The organism is Paenibacillus sp. LHD-117, from assembly GCF_030929555.1.
In the GTDB taxonomy this organism is placed as follows: Bacteria; Bacillota; Bacilli; order Paenibacillales; family Paenibacillaceae; genus Pristimantibacillus.
In genome coordinates, this window is record NZ_JAVFVT010000002.1 from 47600 (window position 1) to 72415 (window position 24816).

Genomic DNA, 24816 nt, shown 5'->3' on the forward strand with positions numbered 1-24816 from the left:
TAAGCCCAGCAGGGAGATGATGGCAAAACAATAACCTTTGCCCGCGCGTCATATTGACTACATCATCCATGACCTCTGGCAATTCGACACATTCTCCCAGCCGGTGGTGCGCAATACTGTCGAAAAGCTCTTGTTCGTGTAAATCCTTGCGCTTCCCCGGGAAATGATTGCGCTTTTTTTCGAATCTATTTCCCGTATTCCGATCACGATTTCCCAAATGACCCGCTCATGATTTGATTTGATTGATTTGTCTGAACATTCCCAAGATTCATCTTATTTCGCATCCGCCAATTACTGCTGTCTGATTTTGTTTTCGGCGGTTGCAGCCGTTTCACTTCGGTCCTGCCTCTCTCGCCGCTTCTTGCCGGTTGCACGGCGACTTCCGTATCGGAAATCCGTTGCCGTCAGAGCGAGCGTGACTGCCGCTGCCGTGATGCCTCCGAATGGATGGACGATACCCGCGGTCAGACCGGCGCTCAGGATGAGCCAAGCGAGCGCGGCGCTTCGAATCGGGAAGCTCCATTCCCCCAGCTGCCAAGGCGACTTGTTACCGCCGGGCTCTACCGGACGCGTTCCCCGCTTATGCTGCGCCCGACTGGCTGACCTGTCGGACAACCAGCTAAGGCCGACCGGAATCGCGTATGCGAGATGCAGACAGACGATCGCGGCGGCTATTAGCGGCATGAACGCTCCCTCCGTTTGAAGAGAGCCTAACCCAATGAGAAGCAGCAGCGCCGCGCAAGCAACGCTCCATATCGCGATAAGCGGAGTATGGCGACGAAACGATAGGCTGGCTAACTTGCGACTGAACGGGAGCGCTTCGTCTCTCGCCAAGCTGAAGACCGCTCTCGAACACGCCGTCATCGTCTGCTGGCCGCTTTGCCATAACGAGACGATAATTAGCGCCTTCAGCCAAACCGAACCGCCCCATCCCGCAGCGGCGTACTGCACGAATCCGCCCAACCCCGAAGCGTGGAATAGCTCGGGGGACACAAACATTAACCCTCCCGCAGGCATGACGATAAGCGTCATGAAGAACAGTAGCACAAATAAAGCGATATATGTATATGCCGTGGATAAATAGATCGCCCATGGGACTCGTACGCGTGGCTCGATCGTTTCCTCGGCACCATGCGCTGCCCCGTCCATGCCCGTGAACAATTGGGCCAGCAGCAAGAAGCCCAAGACAAACATGAGCGGCTGGACGGGCTGTTCCAGGTTGCTATCCAGCCATTGGTACATCGTAACGGGCGAATAATCGCCGGGCCAGAACATCCAAACAAGACCTACGATCGCCGATAAGATAATGACGATCTGCAGCCATACGCCCGCTGCCTGGACTTTATTCGCGATGCTTTGGCCATAGTGGCACAGCGCAGCTTGCGTGAACGCCCCCGCTCCGGCTGCCGCGCAGAACGTCAGCACAGTGCTATCATAACCGAACCGCGAAGCAAGAAGGCTGTCGACCAAGAAGGCGAACCCTCCAATGAATAAAGCGAGCTTGGCCAAATATCCGGCGAGATGCAGCCACCCCGCGCGAATGCCCCATTTCCGCCCTCCTAGCTGGTAGGCGACATGATAAATGCCGCCAGCGGTCGGTACGCCGGAGACAAGCTCGGCCAGCGATGCGCTGACGCATATGGATAGAAGCGCAACGATCGGAAGCCCGATTCCGATCACCGACGGTCCTCCCGCCTCTAGCGCCGGTCCGAACAAAAGCGCCCCCCCTCCGATGATCGCCATTGTATTCATGGACATGCCGACGACCGACAAGCCGCCGGATGTTCTTCGGAGCAGCTGCGAAAGACCGAAGCGGTGCAAATCGTTTTTATCTTGGATCAACTGCGTCTCCAAGCCGTATTGAATCATGCTTTGATAACGAGAACGTTGTAAGCCTTGCTGCGCCTTCCGGCCGACAAGCAGGCTGAACGCGCACACGGCCGCGGCCAGCAGCAAGCCGGCAATAGCAACGATCATGATTCCACCCCCATACGGTAATGTATGATCGGTTGCGTTGCGACATGCCCTGGGCCCGTTCCAACCGCCGGGATACGCCGCCTAATGCAGACAGCGAACAACGCCCGGCCTGCCGGCCGGGCGTTGTTTCGTTAATGGCATTAATTTTAACTCATCAGCATTGGACCAAGCGGTCCGTCTTCAGCGATGATGTCTTCCAGTTCGTAGACGGAAATGGGGAAATAAATAAACCCATAAACGTAAGCCGCCAGTTCGTAAAGCTGAAAATAAATGACTAACGATCGGTCTGCCACATAAAACGATTGATCGGGAGAAATCGCCTTGAACGGCTCCAGCGTCGGGATGTTCCTTGCTTTGATCTGAGCCGCAACGATTTTGCTGATACGGCCGACGTAATCGCTGCCCGGCTTGAAGAGCTGCTCCAGCTCATAAGTATGTCCCGTCGAAGCTCTGAACGTCAGCGAACGCTGGAGCGTCATGCCGTGCGCGCCTCCCGTATACGCGTAATTGATCAACGATAAGCTGAATACGTCCTTCTCGTTCGTCTTCAGTTCGTAATAGCCGATCATCTCCGCTCTCGGATCTTCCAGGCTGCCTTGATCGTGAACCAGCTGCCTGACATGGGCGATGATCGTTTCGTTGATGAGCTTATCCGCCGCGGGATTCGCGCCGCCGGAGACATGCGGAATGGAGAGCTCCGCCTTCGGGAACGTTGACTTCACCGTCTGTACGATGAGCGGATTCGGAGTTGGCATAAGGAAACACACCTTTCTAGAAGTGAAAGATGGTCTAGTCTATGCGCCGCCGAGCCTGTCCCATTCGCGTCATGTATGCGATCGGCACGAAATTACAGCAGCCCTTTCTCCCTCTCCGTCAGCCTTCGCCCGTACACATCGAGCACGAGCTGGCCTTGGTTCAAACCGAGTATCCGGTCCGCATACCGCTCCGCCCAGTCCCCCTGATGCAGCACGGCAATAACGATAATACCTTCATTCTTGCAGAGCGACTTCAGCTCGCCAAGAACGGCATCCGCCGCATGCGGGTCAAGGCCCGATACCGGTTCGTCAGCCACGATCACCTTCGCGCCGTGGACAAGCGCCCTCGCGATGGCCATCCGTTGGCGTTCGCCGCCGCTGAGATTTTTTGCTTTCATATGCGCTTTGTCAAGCAGACCGCGCTTCTCGATCATATCCATAGCGCCCATATAATCGTCGTTTCGCATCATGCCCGTCCATCTCCGCCATGCCGGCGTTTGGCTGACGGAGCCGATGATCACGTTTTTCAGCCCGGTTTTGTCCGGAATAAGATACGGCTTCTCCTCCAGGTAGGCAACCTGCTGCTTGACTTTCGACTTGCCGGACCAGCCCTGCGCGAATACGTCCTTGCCGTTAAATTGGTAGCTCCCGCTAGTCCAGCTTTCTTGCAGCGCCAAACATTTGAGCAGCATCGACTTGCCGCTGCCGCTGCTTCCTTTCACCGCGATGAAATCGCCTTCGTAAGCATCGAAGCTAATGTCGCTAAGCACTTTCGGTCCCCCGGGAATGCGTTTCGTCAATCCTTTTATCCGTAACATCTTCCGCTCCCTTTCTGTCGCTGCAAACGCTTCTATGAATCTAGTTTACGTGAAATAAAAAACACTTTCCACACGAACAAATGTTTGGTATAATCGAAATAAGAACAAATGTTCTGAACTTTCACTAAACCTTTGAAGGAGGCTAGATCACCATGAACATCAACTGTGAAAATTTTCGTTACGTCGAGAAGGTCCGCCCGCACCGCGATTTGACCTTCAAATTTTACAAAGACGGGAAACTCGTCATCATCGATAACGCCACGGAGGAGGTGATCGGCCCGAAGGACTTGAGAGCAGACAGCAGAGATTTCTACGTTCGCAAGCGCATCGCGTTCATTAAGAATCAACTGGCCGCATCGCAGTTGAAATATGCATAATCCTCCTATTTGAAGAAGGAGAGAACGACGAATCGTTCTCTCCTTTGTTCCATTCTAAGCATTTATACGTTTTGCATTGCCGTTTCACTTTGGTTATGGCTGCTTATTAATGCCATTCAGGCTGGGCGGCCGTTTTGCGGCTTTTTCCCCTTTAACCGTAATGGCTTCCTCGCTGATGCTGGACTCGTTTTGAAGATTGTTTATCTTTTTGCTTTTGTTATGCGGCATGTCGCTCACCTCCACTACCATTATGCGGAGTGAAGCGGCAATCTATGTGACCAGCCTTGAAGAATGCGTTTTTCGCGGATTGACTCTGTAATGGCTTTAAGGTAGATTGATCATACACAGCATTTGCCTTGCCAAAGGAGACCATTCGCATGAAACAGCAGATCATGTTCGATCTAGACGACACGCTCATTTATTGCAACAAGTACTTTTTTTTCGTCGTTGACCAATTCGTGGATTCCATGACGACGTGGTTTCGCGGCTACGAACTCGTGACCGACGGCGCCGTTCGCGACATGCAAACCGAACGCGACATCGTCCTGATCGGGAATACCGGGTTTAAGAGCGAACATTTCCCCCAGTCGTTTATCGATACGTACAAACATTTCGGCGATCTGACCGGGCGGAAACGTTCGGCCGTCGAGGAAGATTTTTTATGGAAGCTCGGCATGAGCGTTTACGAACACGATACGGAGCCCTACCCGCATATGGAGCAAACGCTCGACGCGCTTGCGGATGCCGGCCATGAGCTTCATTTATATACGGGCGGAGAACTGCTCATTCAGCAGCGCAAGATCGAACGGATGAATCTGGCTAGATATTTCGAATCCCGAATCTACATTCGGCAATTAAAGAACAATGATGCGCTCGAACAAATTTTGTCCGGCGGCACATTCGATCGCGGACGGACATGGATGATCGGTAATTCCATCCGCACGGATGTTGTTCCTGCCCTGACCGCCGGCATTCATGCCATCCATATGAGAACTTCGGAAGAATGGCACTACAACGTCGTTCAGATCAACGTGCAGCCGAAAGGCGCTTTCTTGACGCTGGATAAGCTTTGCGACGTGCCGGACGCGATTCAACAGTTTATCCGAAAATAATCGTTAATAATCGGCGGCAAGCTCCCCCGTTGCCGGATTGCGAACGACGATCCGGCCGTCGACGGAGCTGCCGTCCTCCAGTACAAGCTTCAGCTTCGCCGTTTTGCCTTTCTCGGCGAGCGTCTTGACCTGCGAATCCGTCAAGCTCCGACCGAAGCTTTCTTTCCAAATGACGAACGAACAGCCGCTGCGGTAATGCGAGCAGCCATATCCTTTCCTGCCCATAAATAAACTGCCGCCGCAGCCTGGCCTCGGACATGCTGCGATGTGATGCGGTTCAGCGCTTTTCGTAGAATCCGCTGCCCCGGCATCCGCTTGGCGGACGGTTGATGCGCTTTTGGCCTTGGCACCGCCGCTCCTGCTCGCCCGCGCTCCGTCGGTTTTTGCGTCTTGGGCGCCGCCAGCTCCAACGCTTTTCCCGTTTCGGCCGCGACTTCCTGCTCCTTTGGCTTTGCCTCGTTCCGAACCGGAATCTGCCCCGAATGAAGCAATATCCGCACGAGACTGATGTTTTACCTTATCCACGATCATGGTCGCGAACTTTTTCACATTGTCCATGAACTGCATGTTCGACGCGCCGCCGCGCGCGATTTCCGTTAATCGTTTCTCCCACATGCCCGTCATCTCAGGAGACGTAAGCAGCTCCACTCCCGCGGCGCGAATGAGCTCGATCGCGGTTCTGCCCTTTTGCGTCACCAGAATGCGTTTCCCTTGCATTTCAATGTAGCCGACGTTCTTGAGCCTCTCGATCGTGGCGGCGCGCGTAGCCGGCGTTCCGAGCCCGGAATCCTTCATCGCATCGCGTACTTCCTCGTCTTCGATCTGCTTTCCGGCGCTTTCCATCGCCTTAAGCAGCGTGCCCTCGGTATACGCTTTGGGAGGCTGGGTATCCTTCTCCTTCATGACAGCGTCTTGACAATCGACTGGCTGATCCGACGCAAGACGGAACGGTTCGCTTACTTCCTCCTCCTCTTCGGCTTCCTCGTCCTTGCCTTTCTTCGAAGAAGTTTTGTCCTTGGATTTGTTCTGATCGGCATAGATCGCCTTCCATCCCAGGCTGAGCAGCTCTTTCACATTTGTTTTGAACGACTCGCCTTCGACCTCCGTGAGAACGCTATGCGATTTGTATTCGGCCGCCGGATAAAACTGGGATAAAAACCGCCGAACGATCATGTCGTACAGCTTCTGCTCGTCGGGGGACAATCCGGCTGCCTTGCGGTAGGTCGGCAGAATCGCATGATGGTCCTCGACCTTCGCGGGATTGCAAATAAACTTGTTCCCCTTATGCACGAGCGCGCGGTTCGCTCCCTTCACCCATTCGTCGTAGGAAGTTCCTTGAAGCGCTTGAAGCGTTTTGTGCATGTCGGGAATATTTTGCTCCGTCACGTAGTTCGAGTTCGTACGCGGATAGGAAATCACTTTATGTTTTTCGTAAAGCGCCTGCGCCGTATCGAGCGTCTTTTTCGCCGAAAAACCGTATTTGCCGTTCGCTTCCCGCTGAAGCAGCGTCAAATCGTACAGCTTGAACGGATATTCCTTCACGTCCTTCACTTCATAGGAGGCGACCTTTCCTTCCTTCCCCTTCACCTTCTTCGCGATCGCTTCGGCCTTCTCCGGGTCCGTCATTCGTTCGCCTTGCCACATGCCGCGATAAGTCGTTTCTGCTTGCTTGAAGTGCCCTTCTACCTCGAAGTACTTTAATGAAGTAAAAGCTTCAATCGTTTTCTGACGATCGTAGATCAACGCAAGTACGGGCGTCTGGACGCGTCCGACGGACAGCAGCACGTTATGCCTCGTCGTGAACGCGCGAGATCCGTTCATCCCGATGAGCCAATCCGCCTCGCTTCTCGCCGTTGCGGCTTTCGTTAGGTTGTCGTATTCGCTGCCTTCCTTCAACTCGGCGAATCCCTTCCGGATCGTCTCCGGCGTCAGATCGGATATCCATAGCCGCTTTACGGGCTGCTTAAGCTTCAAGTGGCGCTGGATAAGCGAAAATATATATTGCCCTTCACGCCCTGCGTCGCAGCCGTTAACAAGCGCTGCGCAACGTTTGGCGAGCTCGCCGATCACTTTAAGCTGATCGATCGTTTTTCGGTTCGGTACCAGCTTGAATTGATCCGGGATGATGGGCAAATCTTGAATGTTCCATTTTTTATATTTCGCATCATAGGCATCAGGCTCCGCCAACCCGATCAAGTGACCGATCGCCCAAGTAATGATGTAGTGTTCGCCTTCAATATAAGTACGGTGATTTTTGGCTTTCGGATCGATAGCGGAAGCGATGTTCCGTCCCATATCCGGTTTTTCTGCTATCACTAACGTTTTCACGATGAGGCTCGCTCCCTCTGTTTACTTGATTCCCAGCGGTGGGGAAGCGTCCAAAGTCGCCATGATATCCGAGAAGATCGATCGAACGCCGATCGACCAGTTCGGATCTTCCGCGTATTCCCGGTTAATCCATACGAATGGATCCATGTCCGTAGGCTTGTCCTTGCTTAATCGATTGATGGTGCGGGCGGCAATTGCCGAAGACTGCTCGATCGTTGTATTAAACTTCTCCCAGCTATAAAAGACGTTAAACGGGTTATTGGCAATTTCCTTGGCCTTCTTATGCGATCTTGGCACAAACGACTGCTCCTGACCGGTTATGGCGAATAGAACGGCAGGGTGAATATCGAAATCCCTTGCCGTCTGAATGATGGCATTCAAATAGGGGGCATCAGCCAAAATAGAACCGCGGTCATTCAGGTATGCCTCCATTAATGCCCGATCCACTTCCGCGTACCGAAGCTCTGCTGGCAGCTCGTTCAGCGATGTCGGCGGCGCCGCGGGCAGCTCCTTCTGCTGGACCGGCATGCCCATCGGGGCACGCGAACCTTGCAGAACTGCCGTCGAAGTTGACAATGCGTAGACCGAAGCTGATGCCACGATCAGCAAACACAACAATCCGTATATAAAGGAACGTTTGCGCATGCGTCTTATATGCGAATAAGGCAGTCCCGGAAGCAATGGTGGAACGGAGCTTGAGGATTCCGCGTTTTTGGTCGTCCCGACGATGCCGGCAGCTCCGGTGTCCAGCCGAGTTTCCTGAGCGCGAACCCAGCGGCGAAAAGGCACCGCGATCGCCTCGTTCTCCTGATCGAGCTCTAAACATAACCGGTAAATATCGTCCGCGCTTACCGGCCGCCTCTCTTCGAGTACCGTCGTCCGAATCAGATTGCTTGTAAGGAAATGTTTTGTCTGGGGCTCGAAGTCCGGCAACTGTTTATGAATAATCCGAGACACGGCATCGGCCACGATCTCCGCCCGTTTGCGGTTCGACATCGCCGCATATTTGGTTTGCACGTAATTCCGAATATTCCGTACGTCCGTCGGCGTCAGCACGTATGCATGATCGGCAAGCATCCACATCTCTCCCTGGCACGCAGTCTCACACCGATTCTACCACAACTTTCCTGCTTATGGGGAAGATAGATTCGCGATTTCTGCTTGGATTTCAGAACGCGCGACGTATGCCGCGATTTGCTCTTTCTCGCCTACGGTAAACCCGTATTCGCAATCCGTATCCTCGTCCTGCGGCACCATTTGCACGACCGTGCCGTCAAGTGTGCAGATGACCAATATCGTAAAATCGATCATATCATCCGGTACGGGAGTCGCTTCCGCAAGCTCCGGCCGCAGCACGATGTCGATCCATTGCGAGTCTCTACGTTCGATCGTTGGCATGAACGATAAGAACTTTAACTCCGTAACACGATCCAATCCATATTTAATCATAGCTGGACTCCTCCTCAATACTATTCTTGCGAAATAAAAACATTTGGAAGCAAGAAAAGCGCCCGAGGGCGCTTTATACCTGCTCATATATCATTCCATTGCTTATGGAATATGACCACCATGTTAAGGCAGCATGGACGATCCCATCAAATATTTGTCAACTTCGCGGGCGACTTCGCGGCCCTCGTTGATCGCCCAAACGACCAAACTTTGGCCGCGGCGCATATCGCCGGCTGCGAATACTTTCTCTACGTTCGTGTTGTACTGGCCATAGTTCGCTTTCACGTTGGAACGGCGATCTTGCTCGAGGCCGAGCTGTTCGATCAGCGTCGTCTCCGGACCTTCGAAGCCTACCGCGATAAAGACCAGATCTGCCGGCCATACTTTCTCCGTGCCCGGAATATCTTTATAAATGCGGCGTCCCGTCTCGTCAACGGTACGTTCGATTTGGACGGTATGAAGCTCCTTCAGGTTGCCGTTCTCGTCGCCTACAAACTTCTTCGTAAGGACGGAGAAAGCGCGAGGATCTTCGCCGTACAGCGCCTTCGCCTCTTCCTGCGCATAGTCGAGCGTATAGACGTTCGGGAATTGCGGCCACGGATTCGTGATCGGGTCGCGCTTAAGCGGAGCTTTGCCGACCGTACCGAATTGCGTGACGGATTTGCAGCCGTGACGCAGCGCGGTCGCTACGCAGTCGGTGCCTGTGTCGCCGCCGCCGATGACGATGACGTTCTTGTCCTTCGCCGAAAGATAATTGCCGTCTTCCAGATTGGAATCCAGGTAGCTCTTGATCGTGCCGTTCAAATAATCCATCGCCATATGAACGCCGTTCAGATCGCGTCCTTCGATGTCGACGTCGCGAGCCTTGGTAGCGCCGCCGCAAAGCACGACCGCGTCAAACTTCTCGACAAGCTCGTTCGCCGTAATATCTTTGCCGATCTCCGTGTTCGTCACGAATTCGATGCCTTCTTCGGTCATCAGATCGACGCGGCGCTGTACGACATGTTTCTCCAGCTTCATCGTAGGGATGCCGTAAGTCAGCAAACCGCCGATGCGGTCCGCGCGCTCATATACCGTAACGGTATGGCCGGCTTTGTTAAGCTGCGCTGCCGCCGCCATGCCCGCAGGACCGGAGCCGACAACCGCGATGCGCTTGCCCGTACGGACTTTAGGCGGCTGAGGTACGACCCAGCCTTCTTCGAAGCCGCGATCGATAATCGCTTGTTCGATCGTCTTGATCGTAACGGCATCTCCGATAAGGCCGACCGTACAGGAGCCTTCACAAGGAGCCGGACAAACGCGGCCCGTAAACTCCGGGAAATTGTTCGTCTTATGCAAACGATCGAGCGCCTCGCGCCACAAACCTCTATAGATCAAGTTATTCCATTCCGGTATCAAGTTGTTGACCGGGCAGCCCGAGACGGAACCCGCCAGTTCCATGCCGGTATGGCAATACGGCGTGCCGCAATCCATGCAGCGCGCGCCTTGCGTACGGAGCTGTTCGTCTGTCAGATGCTTGTGGAATTCGTTCCAATCCTTAATGCGCTCAAGCGGGTCGCGATCGGCCGGCAATTCGCGCTGATATTCCATAAAACCCGTTGGTGTAGACATGATCGCTATTCCTCCATCCCGTATTCCCGTATGCTGCTCGTACTGCTCTCTCTCAAACTATATCGGGAATCCATTCATTATTCAACTGTTTCAACCCATTGTAAATTCCGGTAACTATATTATAACATGCTAGCATTCCTTTGTTGATATGGTTAATGGATTTTCCGCACAATCATTTGCACTAATTGACGAATTGTTCGTCAAATCGTCAATCCTTCACCGTTAAAAAGCGGTAAAGCTTATAGACGCTCGTGCGCGACAAAAGTGAAGGCGTATTCATTGCGTTCGTCCGGTTCTTTGCGTTCGCCAACGATACGTTTCCAGTATTTGGAATCGAACTCCGGAAACTTCGCGTCTCCGCCTTCGATCTCCGTCTCTACTTCGGTCAAAAATATTTTGTCCGCATGCGGTAGAAACTGGGCATAAATCTCTGTGCCCCCGATGATCATTAATTCTTCGCCATCCCCATAGCGGCGCAGCGCTTCTTCCACCGAATGAACGATCTCGCAGCCTTCGAGCTGGAGGCCGGTTTGACGGGTCAATACGACGTTGCGACGATTCGGGAGCGGCTTGCCACCGAGCGATTGAAACGTCTTCCGTCCCATCAACACCGTTTTCCCCAGCGTGTTCGCTTTAAAAAAGGCCATCTCCGCCGGCAATCGCCACGGCATCGCGTTCCCTTTGCCGATCGTCCTGTTCCGGTCCATCGCCGCGATTAACGTAATCGTCATGGTCTCACCTCGCTCTATTATCCTTATATTTTAGACCGCAACAGGCGCTTTGATCGTAGGATGAGGCGCGTAACCCTCCAGCGTCAAATCCGACAGCTCGAATTCGAACACGGACCGCTTGTCCGGGTTCAACTTCAGCTGAGGCAAGCCTTTAGGCTCTCTGCTCAATTGGATTTCGATCTGATCGATGTGGTTGGAATAAATATGCGCGTCGCCAATCGTATGCACGAAGTCTCCAACCCCAAGACCACACTCATGCGCCACGAGATGAGTCAGAAGCGCATAGCTCGCGATATTGAACGGGATACCCAGGAAAATATCGCCGCTCCGCTGGTACAACTGGCAAGAGAGTTTCCCATTCGCCACATAAAACTGGAACATGGTATGGCACGGCGGCAGCGCCATCGTCGGAACGTCTTCCGGATTCCAAGCGGACACGATAAGGCGGCGGGAGTCCGGATTTGTTTTGATCGCATGGATCACGTCCTTGAGCTGATCGATCGTTTCTCCCTGCGTCGTCTTCCAAGCCCGCCATTGCTTTCCGTAGACGTCGCCAAGCTCTCCGAATCGGGCCGCAAACGCGTCATCCTGCAGCACTCGCTCTTTGAACAAGGTCATTTGTTTCTCGTATGCTGCGGCAAAAGACGCATCCTTCTGCGAGCGCAGTCCAAAATCACACATGTCCGGCCCCATGTATTCATCGCTCTCGATCCAGCGCTTGAACGCCCATTCGTTCCATATATTATTGCCATGCTGCAACAAATAACGGATGTTGGTGTCGCCTTTGATAAACCAGAGCAATTCGCTTGCCACAAGCTTGAACGGCACGCGTTTCGTCGTCAGAAGCGGGAACCCTTCCTCAAGCGGGAATCTCATTTGATAGCCGAATGTCGAAATTGTGCCCGTGCCGGTCCGGTCTTCCTTCCGAACGCCCTTCCCCAGCACATCCCGCAGCAATTGCAAGTAACTATTTTCGCTGCTCATCTTCATATCGCCCCTTGATTATGTATCCAAATAGTATATCACGATTTGCCCGTTCTGTCGCCTTTCCGAAGCTTGCGCAGCTGATGCCTCTCCGGTGCGCTTTCATGCAATTGCCGCTCCAACGGCGTTTCGGGAACAACCTTCGGAACGGACGTCGGCTTGCCGGTATCATCTAACGCGACGAACGTAAAAAACGCGGTAACCGTCGTTCTGCGCGTGCCGGTGTACAAGTTTTCGGAATTGACGGACACGTAAATTTCCATGGAGCTGCGTCTTGTCCACGTGACGAACGCTTCCACCTCGATCACTTCCCCGACATGGATCGGAGCTAAGAAATCCAGACTATCCGTCGAAGCGGTGACGACCCGTTTCCGCGCATGCCGCATCGCCGAGATGGCTGCTACTTTATCCATATATTCCATCAGCTTGCCGCCGAACATCGTGTCGTGCTGGTTCGTATCGAGCGGGAAAATCAACTGGGTCATTAACGTTCTGGATTGACTTGCAGGCTTGGATGCGGTCTCTTCGTTCGATTCGATCGGTTCCACTTGGCTACACCTTCCTTTGATTTATTTTTCTCTTGCATCTTATGCGCAAAGAGGCCGCGCCGCATCGCATGCAGCGTGACCTCTTTGGTTAATGACAACCGTTCGTTTATGGGAAGGATTACTTCACGAACGTGTGGATCGGATGTCCAAGCGCAACTTCTGCTGCGTCCAGAACGATCTCGCCCAGCGTTGGGTGAGCATGAATCGTAAGCGCGATATCTTCGAGCGTAGCGCCCATCTCGATAGCCAGAGCAAGCTCAGCGATCATGTTGGAAGCTTCGAGACCGATGATTTGCGCGCCAAGGACAAGACCGGAGTCCGCATCCGACACTAGCTTCACGAAACCTTCGTTCGCGTTAAGCGACATCGCGCGGCCGTTGATCGCGAACGGGAATTTGCCCACTTTCACGTTGTGGCCTTTGTCCTTCGCTTCTTTCTCGCTCAGACCCACGCTTGCGCATTCCGGATCGGAGAAGCAAACGGCCGGCACGCATTTGTAGTCGATAACGCTCGGTTGTCCCGAGATCGCTTCAGCCGCGACGCGGCCTTCGTACATCGCTTTGTGCGCGAGCGCAGGCCCAGCGATGATGTCGCCAATCGCGAAGATGTGCGGAATGCTCGTACGGCATTGCTCGTCGACTTCGACAAGACCGCGATCTGTCGTTTTGACGCCGATCAGGTCAAGGCCGAGCTCGCCATCCGTGTTCGGACGACGGCCAACCGTCACGAGCAGGTAGTCAGCCGTTACTTTTTCTTCTTTGTCGCCAACCGTGTACGTGACCGTAACGTCTTTGTCCGTTTGCTCGGCGCTTTTTGCTTGCGCGCCCGTTACGATATCCACGTTCGTGCTTTTCAGCTTCTTCGCGACGATCGAAGACATATCTTTATCGAAGCCAGGCAGGATGGAATCCGAACCTTCGATTACCGTTACTTTCGTGCCGAACTTCGAGTACATTTGGCCAAGCTCGATGCCGATGTAGCCGCCGCCGATCACGACGAGGCTCTTCGGAATTTCCGGCAAGCTCAGAGCGCCGGTCGAGGAGACGATACGTCCGCCGTAAGGGAAAGCTTTCAGCTCGATCGGACGGGAGCCCGTCGCGATGATGCAGTTCTTGAAACGGTAACGAGGCGCTTCTTGATCGTTGAAGACGCGCGCTTCGTTCTCGTTGATGAACATCACTTCGCCGTGGAAGTATTGGATCTTGTTCGCTTTCAGCAGGGAAGCGACGCCGCCCGTCAGCTTCTTCACGATGCCGTTTTTGAACTCTTGCACTTTATTGAAATCAACCTTCGCTTCGCCGACTTCGATGCCGAATGCGGAAGCGTGGCTAACGGACTCGTATTGGTGAGCCGCGGAAATCAGGGCTTTGGAAGGGATGCAGCCGACGTTCAAGCAAACGCCGCCTACATGCTCCTTCTCGACGACCAGAACGTTCTGGCCGAGCTGGGCCGCGCGGATCGCGGCAACGTATCCGCCGGGACCTGCACCGATGACCAATGTATCGATATCTAAGGAAGCATCTCCAACTACCATGTGTTAAACCTCCATAATAAACAGTTCAGGCTGCGCCAGAAGCTGCTTGATATAGTTCATAAAGTTTTGGGCCGTTGCGCCGTCGATGAGACGGTGGTCGAAGCTGAGCGACAGTGCCATGACCGGAGCGGCTACGATTTCGCCGTTACGAACGACTGGCTTCTCCGAAATGCGTCCCGTGCCGAGAATCGCGACTTCAGGGAAGTTAATGACCGGCGTGAAGAACATGCCGCCGGCGGAACCGATATTCGAAATCGAGATCGTGCTGCCTTTCAGTTCGGCCGCAGTCAGCTTGCCGTCGCGTCCGCGAGCTGCAAGGTCGCGAATGGAATCGGCAACCATAAACAGGTTTTTGCGGTCTGCGTCTTCGATAACCGGAACGATCAAGCCGTTGTCCGTATCCGTCGCGATACCGATATTGTAGTACTTGCGGTAGACGATCTCTTGGTTCGCTTCGTCCAGCGTCGAGTTCATGATCGGGAACTGGCGGCAAGCCGCTACGAGCGCCTTCACGATGAACGGCAAGTAAGTCAGCTTGGAGCCTTTTTTCTCCGCGTAAGGCTTGTATTTCGCGCGCAGGGCTACAAGCTCGGTAACGTCCACTTCGTCCATGATCGTCACGTGAGGAGCCGTGTACACCGATTTCACCATCGCGTTCGCGATCGCTTTGCGGATGCCTTTGAACGGTAAGCGCTCTTCCGGACGGTAAACCGTGCCGGATGCGGCGGCCGCTGCCGGTTTCGCTTCGCTAGCCGCTGGAGCTTCTTGCGCCGCGGCTGCTGGCGCTTCAGTCGTAACGGCAGCTGCAGGAGCGCCGCCGAAGCCGTTGACGTCATCGCGCGTAATACGGCCGTTCTTACCGGTGCCGCTCACTTGCGTCAGATCAACGCCCTTCTCGCGGGCGAATTTGCGAACGCTCGGAGTCGCGAGCACTTGCGCGTTTGCCGCCTTCGTTTCGGCTGGAGCAGCTGGTGCTGCCGCAGCTGAAGGAGCAGGCGCCGCCTCTTCCTTCTTCTCTTCCGTTGCGGCCGGCTGAGCGCTCTCCGGAATGTCACCTTCCGCGTCGATGACCGCAACAAGATCGCCGACGTGGCAGACTTGGCCGTCCTTCACCAATACTTCAAGCACTTTGCCGTTTACCGGGCAAGGCACTTCAACGATCGCTTTGTCGTTCTGAACTTCCATAATAATATCATCGTCGGTAACCGTAGCGCCCGGCTTAATAAGCACTTTGACGATTTCGCCTTCATGCAAGCCTTCGCCCAGCTCCGGGAATCGATATTCGAATTTAGCCACCGATGGCAACCTCCTTTAAGTACGTATCGCAATCATTCCGAAAGGAATGAAAATCTAGAAGTTCAATACTTTCTGAGCCGCGGCAACGATGCGAGCCGGAGTCGGCAGCCATGCGTCCTCGATCTGGGCGAACGGATACACCGTATCCGGACCGGATACGCGAAGCACCGGAGCTTCCAGGTGCAGAATCGCTTTTTCGTTGATTTGGGCGATGACTTCCGCCGCTACGCCGGACGTCTTCTGCGCTTCTTGCACGACGATCGCGCGGTTCGTCTTCTGGATGGAAGCCACGATCGTGTCGATATCGAGCGGAACAAGGGAACGAAGGTCGATGATTTCGGCTTTGATGCCTTGTTTCTCGAGCTCGTCTGCCGCTTTCACCGCCGTGTGGACCATCATGCCGTAAGCGATGATCGTGACGTCGCTGCCTTCGCGCACGACATTCGCTTTGCCGATCTCGATCGTGTATTCGCCTTCCGGAACATCCGCTTTGAACGCGCGGTACAGGTTAAGATGCTCCATGAAGAAGACCGGATCGTTGTCGCGAATCGCCGAGATCATGAGACCTTTGGCGTCATAAGGGTTGGAAGGAATGACGACCTTGATACCGGGCGTCTGTACCGCAAGGCCTTCCAAGGAATCCGTGTGCAGCTCGGCTGCTTTTACGCCGCCGCCGAACGGCGTGCGGAATACGATCGGCGAGTTGTAGCGTCCGCCGGAACGGTAACGCATGCGCGCGGCTTGTACGAACATTTGGTCAAGCGCTTCGTAGATGAAACCGACAAACTGGATTTCCGCGATCGGGCGGAATCCTTGAATCCCCATGCCTACCGCCATGCCCGCAATCGCGGATTCCGCAAGCGGAGTATCGAAAACGCGGTCTTCACCGAATTCTTCCTGCAATCCTTCCGTTACGCGGAATACACCGCCGACCTTACCAGCGTCCTCGCCGAAGATGAGCACGTTGGAATCACGTTTCAATTCTACGCGCATCGCATCGCGAATCGCTTCAAGCATATTCATTTGTGCCATGTTGGTTTACTCCTCCCCTATTATTGGAAATCCGCTTTTTGTTCTTCCAGGTATTTAGGCGTCGTTTCGAACATCGTATCGATCAAGCCCGCAACCGTCATTTTTTCTACGGCTTCGGCTTTTTTAATGTTTTCGTTTACGGTCGCTTTCGCTTCTTCCTTGACGCGGTTCGTGTCTTCCTCGGACCAAAGGCCTTTCTTCTCGAGGAACTTGCCGAAACGGATCAAAGGATCTTTTAGCGCCCATTCCGCTTCTTCGTCCTTCGTGCGGTATTTGGTCGTGTCGTCGGCCATGGAATGCGGACGGAAACGGTACGTCAGCAATTCGATCAGCGTAGCGCCTTCGCCGTTGCGGCCGCGTTCCGCAGCGTCTTTCACCGCTTTTATGACCGCAAGCACGTCCATGCCGTCCACTTGCACGCCTTTGATGCCGGCGGCAACCGCTTTGTGCGCAACGGACAATGCGCCCGTTTGTTTCGCGTATGGAGTCGTGATCGCGTAACCGTTATTTTGGACGGTGTAGATGACCGGCAGCTTGTAAGCGCCTGCGAAGTTCAAGCCTTCGTAGAAGTCGCCTTCCGAAGACCCGCCGTCGCCCGTGTACGTGATCGCGACGCGTTTTTCGCCTTTTTTCTTAAAGGCCATCGCAACGCCCGTCGCATGCAAAATTTGCGCGCCGATAATAATTTGCGGCATGAGAACGTGAACGTCCTCTGGAATTTGGCCTCCGGCTTGATGGCCGCGGGAATATAGGAACGCCTGGTACATCGGCAAGCCATGCCACACGAGCTGCGGCATGTCGCGGTAGCCCGGGCAGATAAAATCGTCTTTGTTAAGCGCATATTCGCTTCCAATCATCGATGCTTCCTGGCCGGATACCGGCGCGTAGAAGCCCAAGCGGCCTTGGCGGCCGAGGTTGACGGCACGTTCGTCCCAAGTGCGAGTGAATACCATGCGGTACATGACTTCTTTAAGTTGCTCATCCGTCAGATCCGGCATTAAATCCGGGTTTACGACTTCTCCATCGAGCGACAATACGGACATTGGCGTAACCGGTTCCGTCTGAACTTCGTATGGCAGTTTGCTCATTTTGAACGCTCACCTCAATCAAATATTTGAAAATCGGGTACCTCTGTTATAGAATTATTATAAACCTGTTTAACGAAAATGGTCAAAGCAAAAAACAAAAAAACCGTTGTTTTTTCGCTCATTCGGGCTTTTCTGTTAAGAAATTGTATATGCTACAGAATCTATTATCGACTATAACAGCATAATACAACTGCTTGACTATGGACGCTAGTCCTACGTTACCTTACTATTGTTTGCCCACAATGGCTGTATTCCATTCCATTTATAGAGGAGTTTTCAAGCATGACGGACGATCGTTATTTGAAAAGAACGATTTTGAAAGAATCGGTTCAGAGCAGCTACCTGCCCGAAGGCGAGCGCCATCTGCGCATTTTCCTCCCTCCGGGCTACAACGAACTGCTTAGTTACCCTGTCGTATATTGTCAAGACGGCGAGGATTTTTTCAATTTCGGACGCGTAGCCACGACGGCGACACGCTTAATTTTGGACGAGGGACTCGAGCCCTTCATAATCGTAGGGGTGGACGTCGACAAAAAACACCGCACGGAAGAATATGCCCCTGACGGCGCGCGCCATGCGGCCTACCTTCGTTTCTTCGCGGAAGAGCTTCTCCCTCATGTCGAAGGACGATACCCCGTCCGGACGGAGCCGGAGGATCGCCTTCTTGCCGGCGATTCGTTAGGTGGCACGATCTCCCTCCATCTTGCGCTCGAATATCCGCAGCTTTTCACGCGGGTCATGTCGCTCTCCGGAGCCTTCTACGCGAGCTCTCAAGCGCTGATGGGCCATCATCACGATCTGGATTGGCTCTCGATTTACATGATTGTCGGCTTGCAGGAGACCGATTACGAAACCGACCGGGGCGTATTCGATTTTGTCGCGCTCAACCGGAACGCCAAGGCGCTGCTCGAGCATAAAGGCGCGCACATTTTCTACGAGGAGAAGGACGGCAAACATCAGTGGGGGTTCTGGCAGCAGGAGATTCCGGCGGCGCTGAGTTATTTTATTGAGGTCGAGTGAAGCTGCTCCGGAGCGATGGCTTCGGAGCCGATTTTTTGGATGGCGGGGTTCGCGGTTGCGGATGGGGGAGGGGCTGCGGCCGCTGTTAAACCTTGTATTCCTCTCATTACACGCAAGGTGGGAATACAACGTTTAAAGGCGGACGTAAACTCCTGCGCCCCTCCCCCTTCCTCCACCGCTTACCGCCATCCGTAAACGGATGCCGAACACCCACGCTGCGGAGCAGCGTGGGTGTTGTAAGCGGAACATATATTCTCGATTATCTTACGCGTATCTCAATTAATTATGAACCCTCACAATATCCCGATTATCAATACGCTGGTAACCTGCTGACTATAGTTCCTCTTTAACCTTCTGGAGCAGAACCTTGCATCCCGCTTCCACGAGCTCATAGACATGGTCGAAGTTGCCGCTGTAGTAAGGGTCGGGCACGTCCGCGATGCCGCGCTCCGGCAGCAGCTCCATGAAAGTGAACAATTTGGAGCGTTCGTTCGAGCCCTCGCCGAACACTTCGGAAGCGTCCTTCAGATTTTTGGAATCCATGCAGACGATATAAGTGAACCGATCGAAGTCCGCGCCGTTCACGAGGCGGGCCTTCATCCCATCATACCGGATGCCATGGCGATCCAGCACGCCGCGCGTGCCTTCATGCGGCGGATGGCCGAGATGCCAGTCTCCCGTTCCGGCGGAATCGATCTCGATACGGTCCGACAACCCCTCCTGCCGAACCAAATGCCGCATGACGGCTTCGGCCATCGGCGAACGGCAGATGTTGCCCAGACATACGAATAATACGCTAGCTTTTGCGCTCATCGTTATTCCAACTCTTTCTTCATTAGTTTCTTGTTCCGTTCGGCCGCCGTAGCGGACGCGGCGAATGCTCCCTTGAGCGAACGGCGCGGCAAGCTCCATTTGTAATAGACGGACATCATGCGGAACGCGATGATGATTACGAACAAAATTAACAGTTCCAAAGTCGATTGGAACCAGCCTAGTCCGATGCACAAGCCGCCAAGCATCGCCCACACCGCGTAAATTTCGTCTTTGAGCACGAGAGGTTTCCGTCCCGCAAGGACGTCGCGGATAATGCCGCCCCCGATTCCCGTCAGCATGGCCGCTACCAGCACGGCGCTTAGCGGATGACCCATCTGGGTCGCGTACAGCGCGCCTTGAATGGCGAATGCCGATAGACCGATCGCATCGAAGAACGCTTCGCTTCTTCTCCAGCGCAGAATCCAGCGGACCGGCAGGATGAACGCGATGGTCATGGAGATGATTGCGACCTTAAACAAATAACCTTGGCTCCATAATGTCGTGACCGGCATGCCGATCAGCAAATTCCGAACGACCCCGCCGCCGAAAGCCGTAACGAGACCGAGCACGTAAACGCCTAAGATGTCATATTCCTCTTCCATCGCGACAACCGCGCCGCTGACCGCGAAGGCAATCGTTCCTATCAAGCTGAAGATGCTAAAAATATCCATGCTCACCGCACCTAATCCCCGCTTCCCGTTCGTTGTAGGCAACCCAAGTGCCCTATGTCCTTTCCCATTTTAGCGCCGTCGCACCCTATTCCGCAATGACAAATTTCGCCCTATTTCGCATTGCCCTATCCTGTCCGGAGACGCTATACTGATTAACATCCGATAATGATGAACGGCCTTGATCTCGAGCTTGGCCGGCGAAAGGATGATCAGGCACATGAATAATCGCATCGTCATATGCTCGGGCGGACAGCTCGGCGAATGGGCGTTGCCCTATTTAAAAGTAGGCGATCTATTTATCGGCGCGGACAGCGGCGCTCGATTTCTGGTCGAGCATGGCATCCGTCCAGATATCGCGATCGGGGATTTCGATTCCGTAACCCCGGAACAACTCGGACGCATACGGGAGAGCAGCGGGCGTACGATCGAATGCGATCCCATCGACAAAAATTTTACAGACACCGAAATGGCTTTCCGCCTCGCGCTCGACCTGAAGCCCGCGAGCATCCTGCTGCTTGGCGCGCTCGGTACGCGATTCGACCATTCGCTGGCCAACGTGCACCTGCTTGCGCTGGCGGACGCTAACGGAATCCAAGCGACCATCGTCGACGAGACGAACCGAATTACGGCCATTTCCAAGGACAGCATGATCGAACGCCATGACCACCCGCAAGTTTCGCTGCTGCCGCTTACGAGTGCGGTAACCGGCATTACGCTTGACGGCTTCCAGTATCCGCTACATGATGCAACGCTTCAAATCGGCCAATCGCTTGGCATCAGCAACGTATTATTAGGGAACACGGGAACGATACGCGTGAAGGAAGGCCGATTGCTCGTCATTCAAAGCCGGGATTAAAATTGATCCTCCGGCTTAATGACGATCTCGACGCCTTCCGCATGTTTGCGGTTCATGAGATGGCGCGCCTTGCGGTTCTCCTTGGATTCGAACACGATATCGAGATCGTACGTTTCCCCCGGATATAGTTTCTCCTTTGCGATATAGGGTTTTAGCCGCTTATGGTTAAAAACGAGCTTCTCCCCCTTCACCTGTACGATCAGATTTCCCCGCTCATCGGCTTCGCGGAAGACGACACCTGCCCGCTTCAACGGATAAATCCATACCGCGTCGCCTTTTACGTATCCGCGTTTTTTGGCTGGGGATACGGGACCGGCAAGTTCGCCGCCATGATCCGAAGCCGGAAGGACAGCTCCTCCGTGCTTGTTCTCGCGGTTCGCTTCAGTTTTTTTGTTATTGATTTCACCGCGCAGGACCTCTAGATCCGTCCGAGCCTCACTTGGATCAGGCACTTCCACGTAGGCAGCATTTCTCTCCCCTTTGCGCTGCAGCAGCTCTTCCGCCCTCATCATGACGCCTTCCGGCAGCCCGAATCGGCGGGCGATGGCGAACGCATGGCTGTCCCCCGCTTCCCCGATCTCTAGCCGGTACAAAGGCCGCAGCGTCTCCGGATCGAACGCCATTCTGCCGTTCTGGCATCCTTCCGTGCGCGACGCGAACGTTTTGATCTCGTTAAAATGGGTCGTGCCCGCTACCTTTGCGCCTTGGCGCTTCAACTGCTCGAGCACTGCGATCGACAGCGCGATGCCTTCGGACGGATCGGTGCCGGCGGCTAGCTCATCCAAGAGCAGCAACGATTTGCCGCTGGCGTATTTCAGCATGTCTTTGAGCACCGAAATATGGGACGAGAAGGTACTTAGCGATTGTTCCAGACTTTGGCCGTCGCCGACATCCGCTTCGATATGCGCGAATAACCCCAGCTCGCTATCCGGCTCGGCCGGGACGAGAAGCCCGCATTGGTTCATGATCGTCAATAGGCCGATCGTTTTGAGCGTGACCGTTTTCCCTCCTGTATTTGGACCCGTGATCATCAGTTGGTTCCAAGCGATGCCGAGCTCGACAACCAGCGGTACACATTCGCGCCCGAGCAACGGATGCCTGGCGCCGCGAAGCGAGACGATCGGCTTGTCGGATAAACCGATCCGCCGGCCTCCGCAGCTTCTGGCATACTTGGCCCTGGCGACGATAAAGTCGAAGATGGCCATCGCCTGCACGTTCGTCTTCAGCTCGGAGGAGTAGGCTTCCGCTTGATCCGACAGCCTCGACAGCACGACGGTCCGCTCCCGCTCCTCCGCAGCTTTCCACTGATGCAGCTCCAGCTGCAGCTCCGCCACCTCAAGCGGTTCGATGAATAACGTCTGACCGCTGGCGGATTCGTCCAGCACCGTGCCCGGCACATTTTTGCGAAGCTCCCGCTTGACCGACAGTACGAACCTGCCGCTGCGCCTGCTGATGACGGATTCCTGCAGGCTGCTCTTGTATTTGCCCATCGCACCAGCCATCCGTTTCTGGATATTGTCCTCCACGGCATAGGTCTGCCTGCGAATGTAAGCTAGATCCGGGCTTGCTTCGTCCGTCAGGCTACCGTACCGGATCGATCGGTGAAGCTCTTCGCGCAGCTCCGGGCAGTCGTACATGGAGTCCGCGTATCCCGCGATCGTCGGCGCATGCTGCCGCTTCGCGTTCATGTACTTCTTCATCTGTGCAACAGACGTCAGCCACACGCCGAGCTGTTCCAGCTCCTGCTCCATATAGATTCTCCCTTTGCCGAGCAGCGAGAGGAACACGTCGATGCCTTCCATTGCGGACAAGGGGATGCTCGCTCCGGCGGCGAGCAACTCGGACGCTTCCTCCGTTTCCTGCAGCCAAGCCGCAACGCGGGCATATTCTTGGCTAGGCGCCATGGCTTCCGCAAGCTTGAGTCCGGCCGGCGACACCGTCATGGTGGCTACCTGCTCTTTTACTTTATGAAATTCCAGTTTTCTAAAGGTTTGTTCGTTCACGTTTCAACAGCTCCTTTGGTCATAAAAAATAAAAAAGACAGGAACAGAACGCGGGCGCGTTCCGTTCCTGTCCTTATGGGGCGGCAAGTCTGACGTCATTTTTTCATGCGCCGCTAGTGGATATCCCTTCTGTCTCGTCGACGAGGAAACGGGAAATCCATTACAAAAATCGGGCATAAAAAAACCGTGCTGCAAAGAGCACGGTGATCAGACTGTTCTCCCTTAGGTAAACAGACGGAAATCCACATGTTCTCAACTCTAGGAATCAGACGACGAAATAGAACCACAACAAGCCGTTCTTCAAAAGAACGCGCCGCATGGCCGTATACCGCAATCCGAATATGATCCTGTTTAAGAGTTAAGAACACCGGCAAACATTAAAATTTCCCCTTCCGAATACCAAAAACTAATCTTATCTTACTAAACGCTTCCTTATCCGTCAAGATAACGAGTGTTCCGTACCGCTTGCCGAGCGGGCTCTGGTGCGGTCCTCATGCCAGCGGCCGCCCACAAGTCTGCCTCGGGTGTAGACGGCTTCCCTTGGCGGCGCCGACGCGATCGCATGCATCGGGTTCATCGCAGGGACCAAAAGGAAGCTCGCCGCGTCACCTGGCTTCGGAGTTAACGCCGCGGCGCCGATCAAAGGGGCAACGCGAAGCAAGTCTTCATCGACGATCCAACCTTCCTTTTCGGCGAGTCTGGAGCCGCGAGCCAGAAGGTCTCCGTTGCCGAACGGGCTCCACGCGTCCAGAATATTGTCACAGCCGACAAAGACGTCGACGCTGGCATCAAGCAGTCTGCCGACGGGCGGCATCGGCCGGTCGATCGGCACGCTCGTGATGATCGCCACGCCACTCGCCCGCAACTTATCCGCGATTCTGTCCTGCTTCGCTTCGTTGATTTGGCCTAAGCAATAAGCATGGCTAACGGCCGCTCTGCCCGCCAGTCCAGCTTCCTCCGCCAAGTCGGCGAACCGCCCGATCGTATAAAGTCCCAAATGGCCAGGGTCATGCAGATGCATGTCGACGCCCGCTCCGAATTCCGTCGCAACCTCGAACATCGCTTCAAGCGAAGCGTCCACTCGCTGATCCAAACCGGCAGGATCGACTCCCCCTACATAATCGGCGCCGGCTCGCATCGCCTCCTTCAAGATCGGGATCGAACCCGACCGCAGAAGCCCCTGCTGCGGGAACGCGACGATTTCGATGTCCATTCGTCCCGCAAATTCGGACTTGGCTTGCAGAAGCCCTTCCAGGTGGGCAAGACCGATGACCGGATCGATATCCACATGCGTGCGGATGCTGGTCGTTCCCTGACTTAACAGAAGAAGGAGCATCCGGCGCGCGCGTTCCAGCGCGTTCGTGGGAAGCGAAGTCAGCATCGCCTTCTCGAACGCGAGCTGCCCGGGCAGCGTAACGAAAGGCTGCAGCGGCTTCCATGGCTCTCCGAGAAAATGTTTGTCCAAGTGTATATGTTTATCCGTCATCGCCGGCATGTAATGCAGCCCGCATGCGTCTTCCGTACGGATTCGGGCGGTCGGAAGCGCCTTTTCGTTTGTTTGCCCGATTGCCGTCATGATGCCCGCGTCTTCGTCGATCGTCAAGTCGTGAAGTTCGCCGTTCATACGTACGTTTCGCAAGATCAATATATTTTTGTTCAAGCCGTCACCTCTATTCTTCTGTCGTATTAACAAGAATAATCCGAGGAGCATAGTAAGTCATTGGACGGATCATCCGAATTATGATAGATAAAATGTACGCTTCGTCTAAATGATCATTTACTCCTAGCTCTTTTTTTGTTAATTTATAGGACA

At 54.3% G+C, this 24816-nt stretch carries 23 protein-coding genes; 4 read left to right on the plus strand and 19 right to left on the minus strand.

Features of this window, described 5'->3' with window-relative positions:
• Window positions 1-291: 291 nt before the first annotated feature.
• The 3 genes from RB620_RS01270 to RB620_RS01280 form a co-directional block, all read right to left on the minus strand.
• Window positions 292-1977, minus strand: a complete 1686-nt coding sequence (locus RB620_RS01270) for an APC family permease (protein WP_308091694.1) — start codon at window positions 1975-1977, stop codon at window positions 292-294.
• 146 nt (window positions 1978-2123) lie between these two features.
• Complete coding sequence (locus tag RB620_RS01275; protein WP_308091695.1) at window positions 2124-2732, minus strand: DUF3298 and DUF4163 domain-containing protein; 609 nt, start codon at window positions 2730-2732, stop codon at window positions 2124-2126.
• 92 nt (window positions 2733-2824) lie between these two features.
• Entirely contained in the window at window positions 2825-3550 is a 726-nt protein-coding gene (locus tag RB620_RS01280) for a phosphonate ABC transporter ATP-binding protein (protein WP_308091696.1), read from the minus strand.
• Window positions 3551-3702: 152 nt separating this feature from the next.
• Here RB620_RS01280 and RB620_RS01285 point away from each other — a divergent pair, with 152 nt between their 5' ends.
• The gene (locus RB620_RS01285) at window positions 3703-3927 is read left to right on the plus strand and encodes a hypothetical protein (RefSeq protein ID WP_308091697.1); all 225 of its coding nucleotides are present in this window, start codon (window positions 3703-3705) and stop codon (window positions 3925-3927) included.
• 93 nt (window positions 3928-4020) lie between these two features.
• Here the strand turns inward: RB620_RS01285 and RB620_RS01290 are convergent, their stop codons facing one another.
• Window positions 4021-4155, minus strand: a complete 135-nt coding sequence (locus tag RB620_RS01290; RefSeq protein WP_308091698.1) for a hypothetical protein — start codon at window positions 4153-4155, stop codon at window positions 4021-4023.
• Window positions 4156-4304: 149 nt separating this feature from the next.
• Here RB620_RS01290 and RB620_RS01295 point away from each other — a divergent pair, with 149 nt between their 5' ends.
• The gene (locus RB620_RS01295; RefSeq protein ID WP_308091699.1) at window positions 4305-5039 is read left to right on the plus strand and encodes an HAD hydrolase-like protein; all 735 of its coding nucleotides are present in this window, start codon (window positions 4305-4307) and stop codon (window positions 5037-5039) included.
• Window positions 5040-5042: 3 nt separating this feature from the next.
• Here RB620_RS01295 and RB620_RS01300 read toward each other — a convergent pair whose 3' ends face one another.
• The 11 genes from RB620_RS01300 to pdhA form a co-directional block, all read right to left on the minus strand.
• The gene (locus tag RB620_RS01300) at window positions 5043-7367 is read right to left on the minus strand and encodes a type IA DNA topoisomerase (RefSeq protein WP_308091700.1); all 2325 of its coding nucleotides are present in this window, start codon (window positions 7365-7367) and stop codon (window positions 5043-5045) included.
• Between the two features lie 21 nt (window positions 7368-7388).
• Window positions 7389-8444, minus strand: a complete 1056-nt coding sequence (locus tag RB620_RS01305) for a hypothetical protein (RefSeq protein WP_308091701.1) — start codon at window positions 8442-8444, stop codon at window positions 7389-7391.
• A gap of 54 nt (window positions 8445-8498) precedes the next feature.
• On the minus strand, window positions 8499-8816 hold the full coding sequence (locus RB620_RS01310) for a hypothetical protein (protein WP_308091702.1): 318 nt from the start codon (window positions 8814-8816) through the stop codon (window positions 8499-8501).
• A gap of 123 nt (window positions 8817-8939) precedes the next feature.
• Window positions 8940-10427, minus strand: coding sequence for a glutamate synthase subunit beta (locus RB620_RS01315; RefSeq protein ID WP_308091704.1), 1488 nt, complete (start codon window positions 10425-10427; stop codon window positions 8940-8942).
• Between the two features lie 239 nt (window positions 10428-10666).
• Window positions 10667-11158, minus strand: a complete 492-nt coding sequence (locus tag RB620_RS01320; RefSeq protein WP_308091705.1) for a dihydrofolate reductase — start codon at window positions 11156-11158, stop codon at window positions 10667-10669.
• A 30-nt stretch (window positions 11159-11188) separates the two neighbouring features.
• On the minus strand, window positions 11189-12142 hold the full coding sequence (locus RB620_RS01325; protein WP_374121344.1) for a thymidylate synthase: 954 nt from the start codon (window positions 12140-12142) through the stop codon (window positions 11189-11191).
• Between the two features lie 38 nt (window positions 12143-12180).
• Entirely contained in the window at window positions 12181-12627 is a 447-nt protein-coding gene (locus RB620_RS01330; RefSeq protein ID WP_308091925.1) for an acyl-CoA thioesterase, read from the minus strand.
• Between the two features lie 181 nt (window positions 12628-12808).
• Complete coding sequence (gene lpdA, locus RB620_RS01335) at window positions 12809-14224, minus strand: dihydrolipoyl dehydrogenase (RefSeq protein WP_308091707.1); 1416 nt, start codon at window positions 14222-14224, stop codon at window positions 12809-12811.
• A gap of 3 nt (window positions 14225-14227) precedes the next feature.
• Window positions 14228-15520, minus strand: coding sequence for a dihydrolipoamide acetyltransferase family protein (locus tag RB620_RS01340; protein WP_308091708.1), 1293 nt, complete (start codon window positions 15518-15520; stop codon window positions 14228-14230).
• A 54-nt stretch (window positions 15521-15574) separates the two neighbouring features.
• Complete coding sequence (locus RB620_RS01345; RefSeq protein ID WP_308091709.1) at window positions 15575-16552, minus strand: alpha-ketoacid dehydrogenase subunit beta; 978 nt, start codon at window positions 16550-16552, stop codon at window positions 15575-15577.
• A gap of 20 nt (window positions 16553-16572) precedes the next feature.
• A complete protein-coding gene (pdhA, locus tag RB620_RS01350; protein ID WP_308091710.1) occupies window positions 16573-17640 on the minus strand; it encodes a pyruvate dehydrogenase (acetyl-transferring) E1 component subunit alpha in 1068 nt (355 codons plus the stop codon).
• A gap of 282 nt (window positions 17641-17922) precedes the next feature.
• Between pdhA and RB620_RS01355 the strand changes: the two genes are divergently transcribed.
• Window positions 17923-18660, plus strand: a complete 738-nt coding sequence (locus RB620_RS01355; RefSeq protein WP_308091711.1) for an alpha/beta hydrolase — start codon at window positions 17923-17925, stop codon at window positions 18658-18660.
• 333 nt (window positions 18661-18993) lie between these two features.
• Here the strand turns inward: RB620_RS01355 and RB620_RS01360 are convergent, their stop codons facing one another.
• Window positions 18994-19473, minus strand: a complete 480-nt coding sequence (locus RB620_RS01360) for a low molecular weight protein-tyrosine-phosphatase (RefSeq protein WP_308091712.1) — start codon at window positions 19471-19473, stop codon at window positions 18994-18996.
• Window positions 19474-19475: 2 nt separating this feature from the next.
• Window positions 19476-20144 (minus strand): trimeric intracellular cation channel family protein, encoded by a 669-nt coding sequence (locus tag RB620_RS01365; RefSeq protein WP_308091713.1) that lies wholly within the window; start codon window positions 20142-20144, stop codon window positions 19476-19478.
• A gap of 217 nt (window positions 20145-20361) precedes the next feature.
• On the opposite strand from RB620_RS01365, the gene RB620_RS01370 reads away from it, so the two are divergent.
• Entirely contained in the window at window positions 20362-21000 is a 639-nt protein-coding gene (locus RB620_RS01370) for a thiamine diphosphokinase (RefSeq protein ID WP_308091714.1), read from the plus strand.
• Here RB620_RS01370 and RB620_RS01375 read toward each other — a convergent pair.
• Entirely contained in the window at window positions 20997-23003 is a 2007-nt protein-coding gene (locus RB620_RS01375) for an endonuclease MutS2 (protein ID WP_308091715.1), read from the minus strand. The two genes, RB620_RS01370 and RB620_RS01375, sit on opposite strands and share 4 nt — an antisense overlap.
• Before the next feature lie 439 nt (window positions 23004-23442).
• The gene (locus tag RB620_RS01380) at window positions 23443-24663 is read right to left on the minus strand and encodes an amidohydrolase family protein (protein WP_308091716.1); all 1221 of its coding nucleotides are present in this window, start codon (window positions 24661-24663) and stop codon (window positions 23443-23445) included.
• Between the last annotated feature and the right edge of the window lie 153 nt (window positions 24664-24816).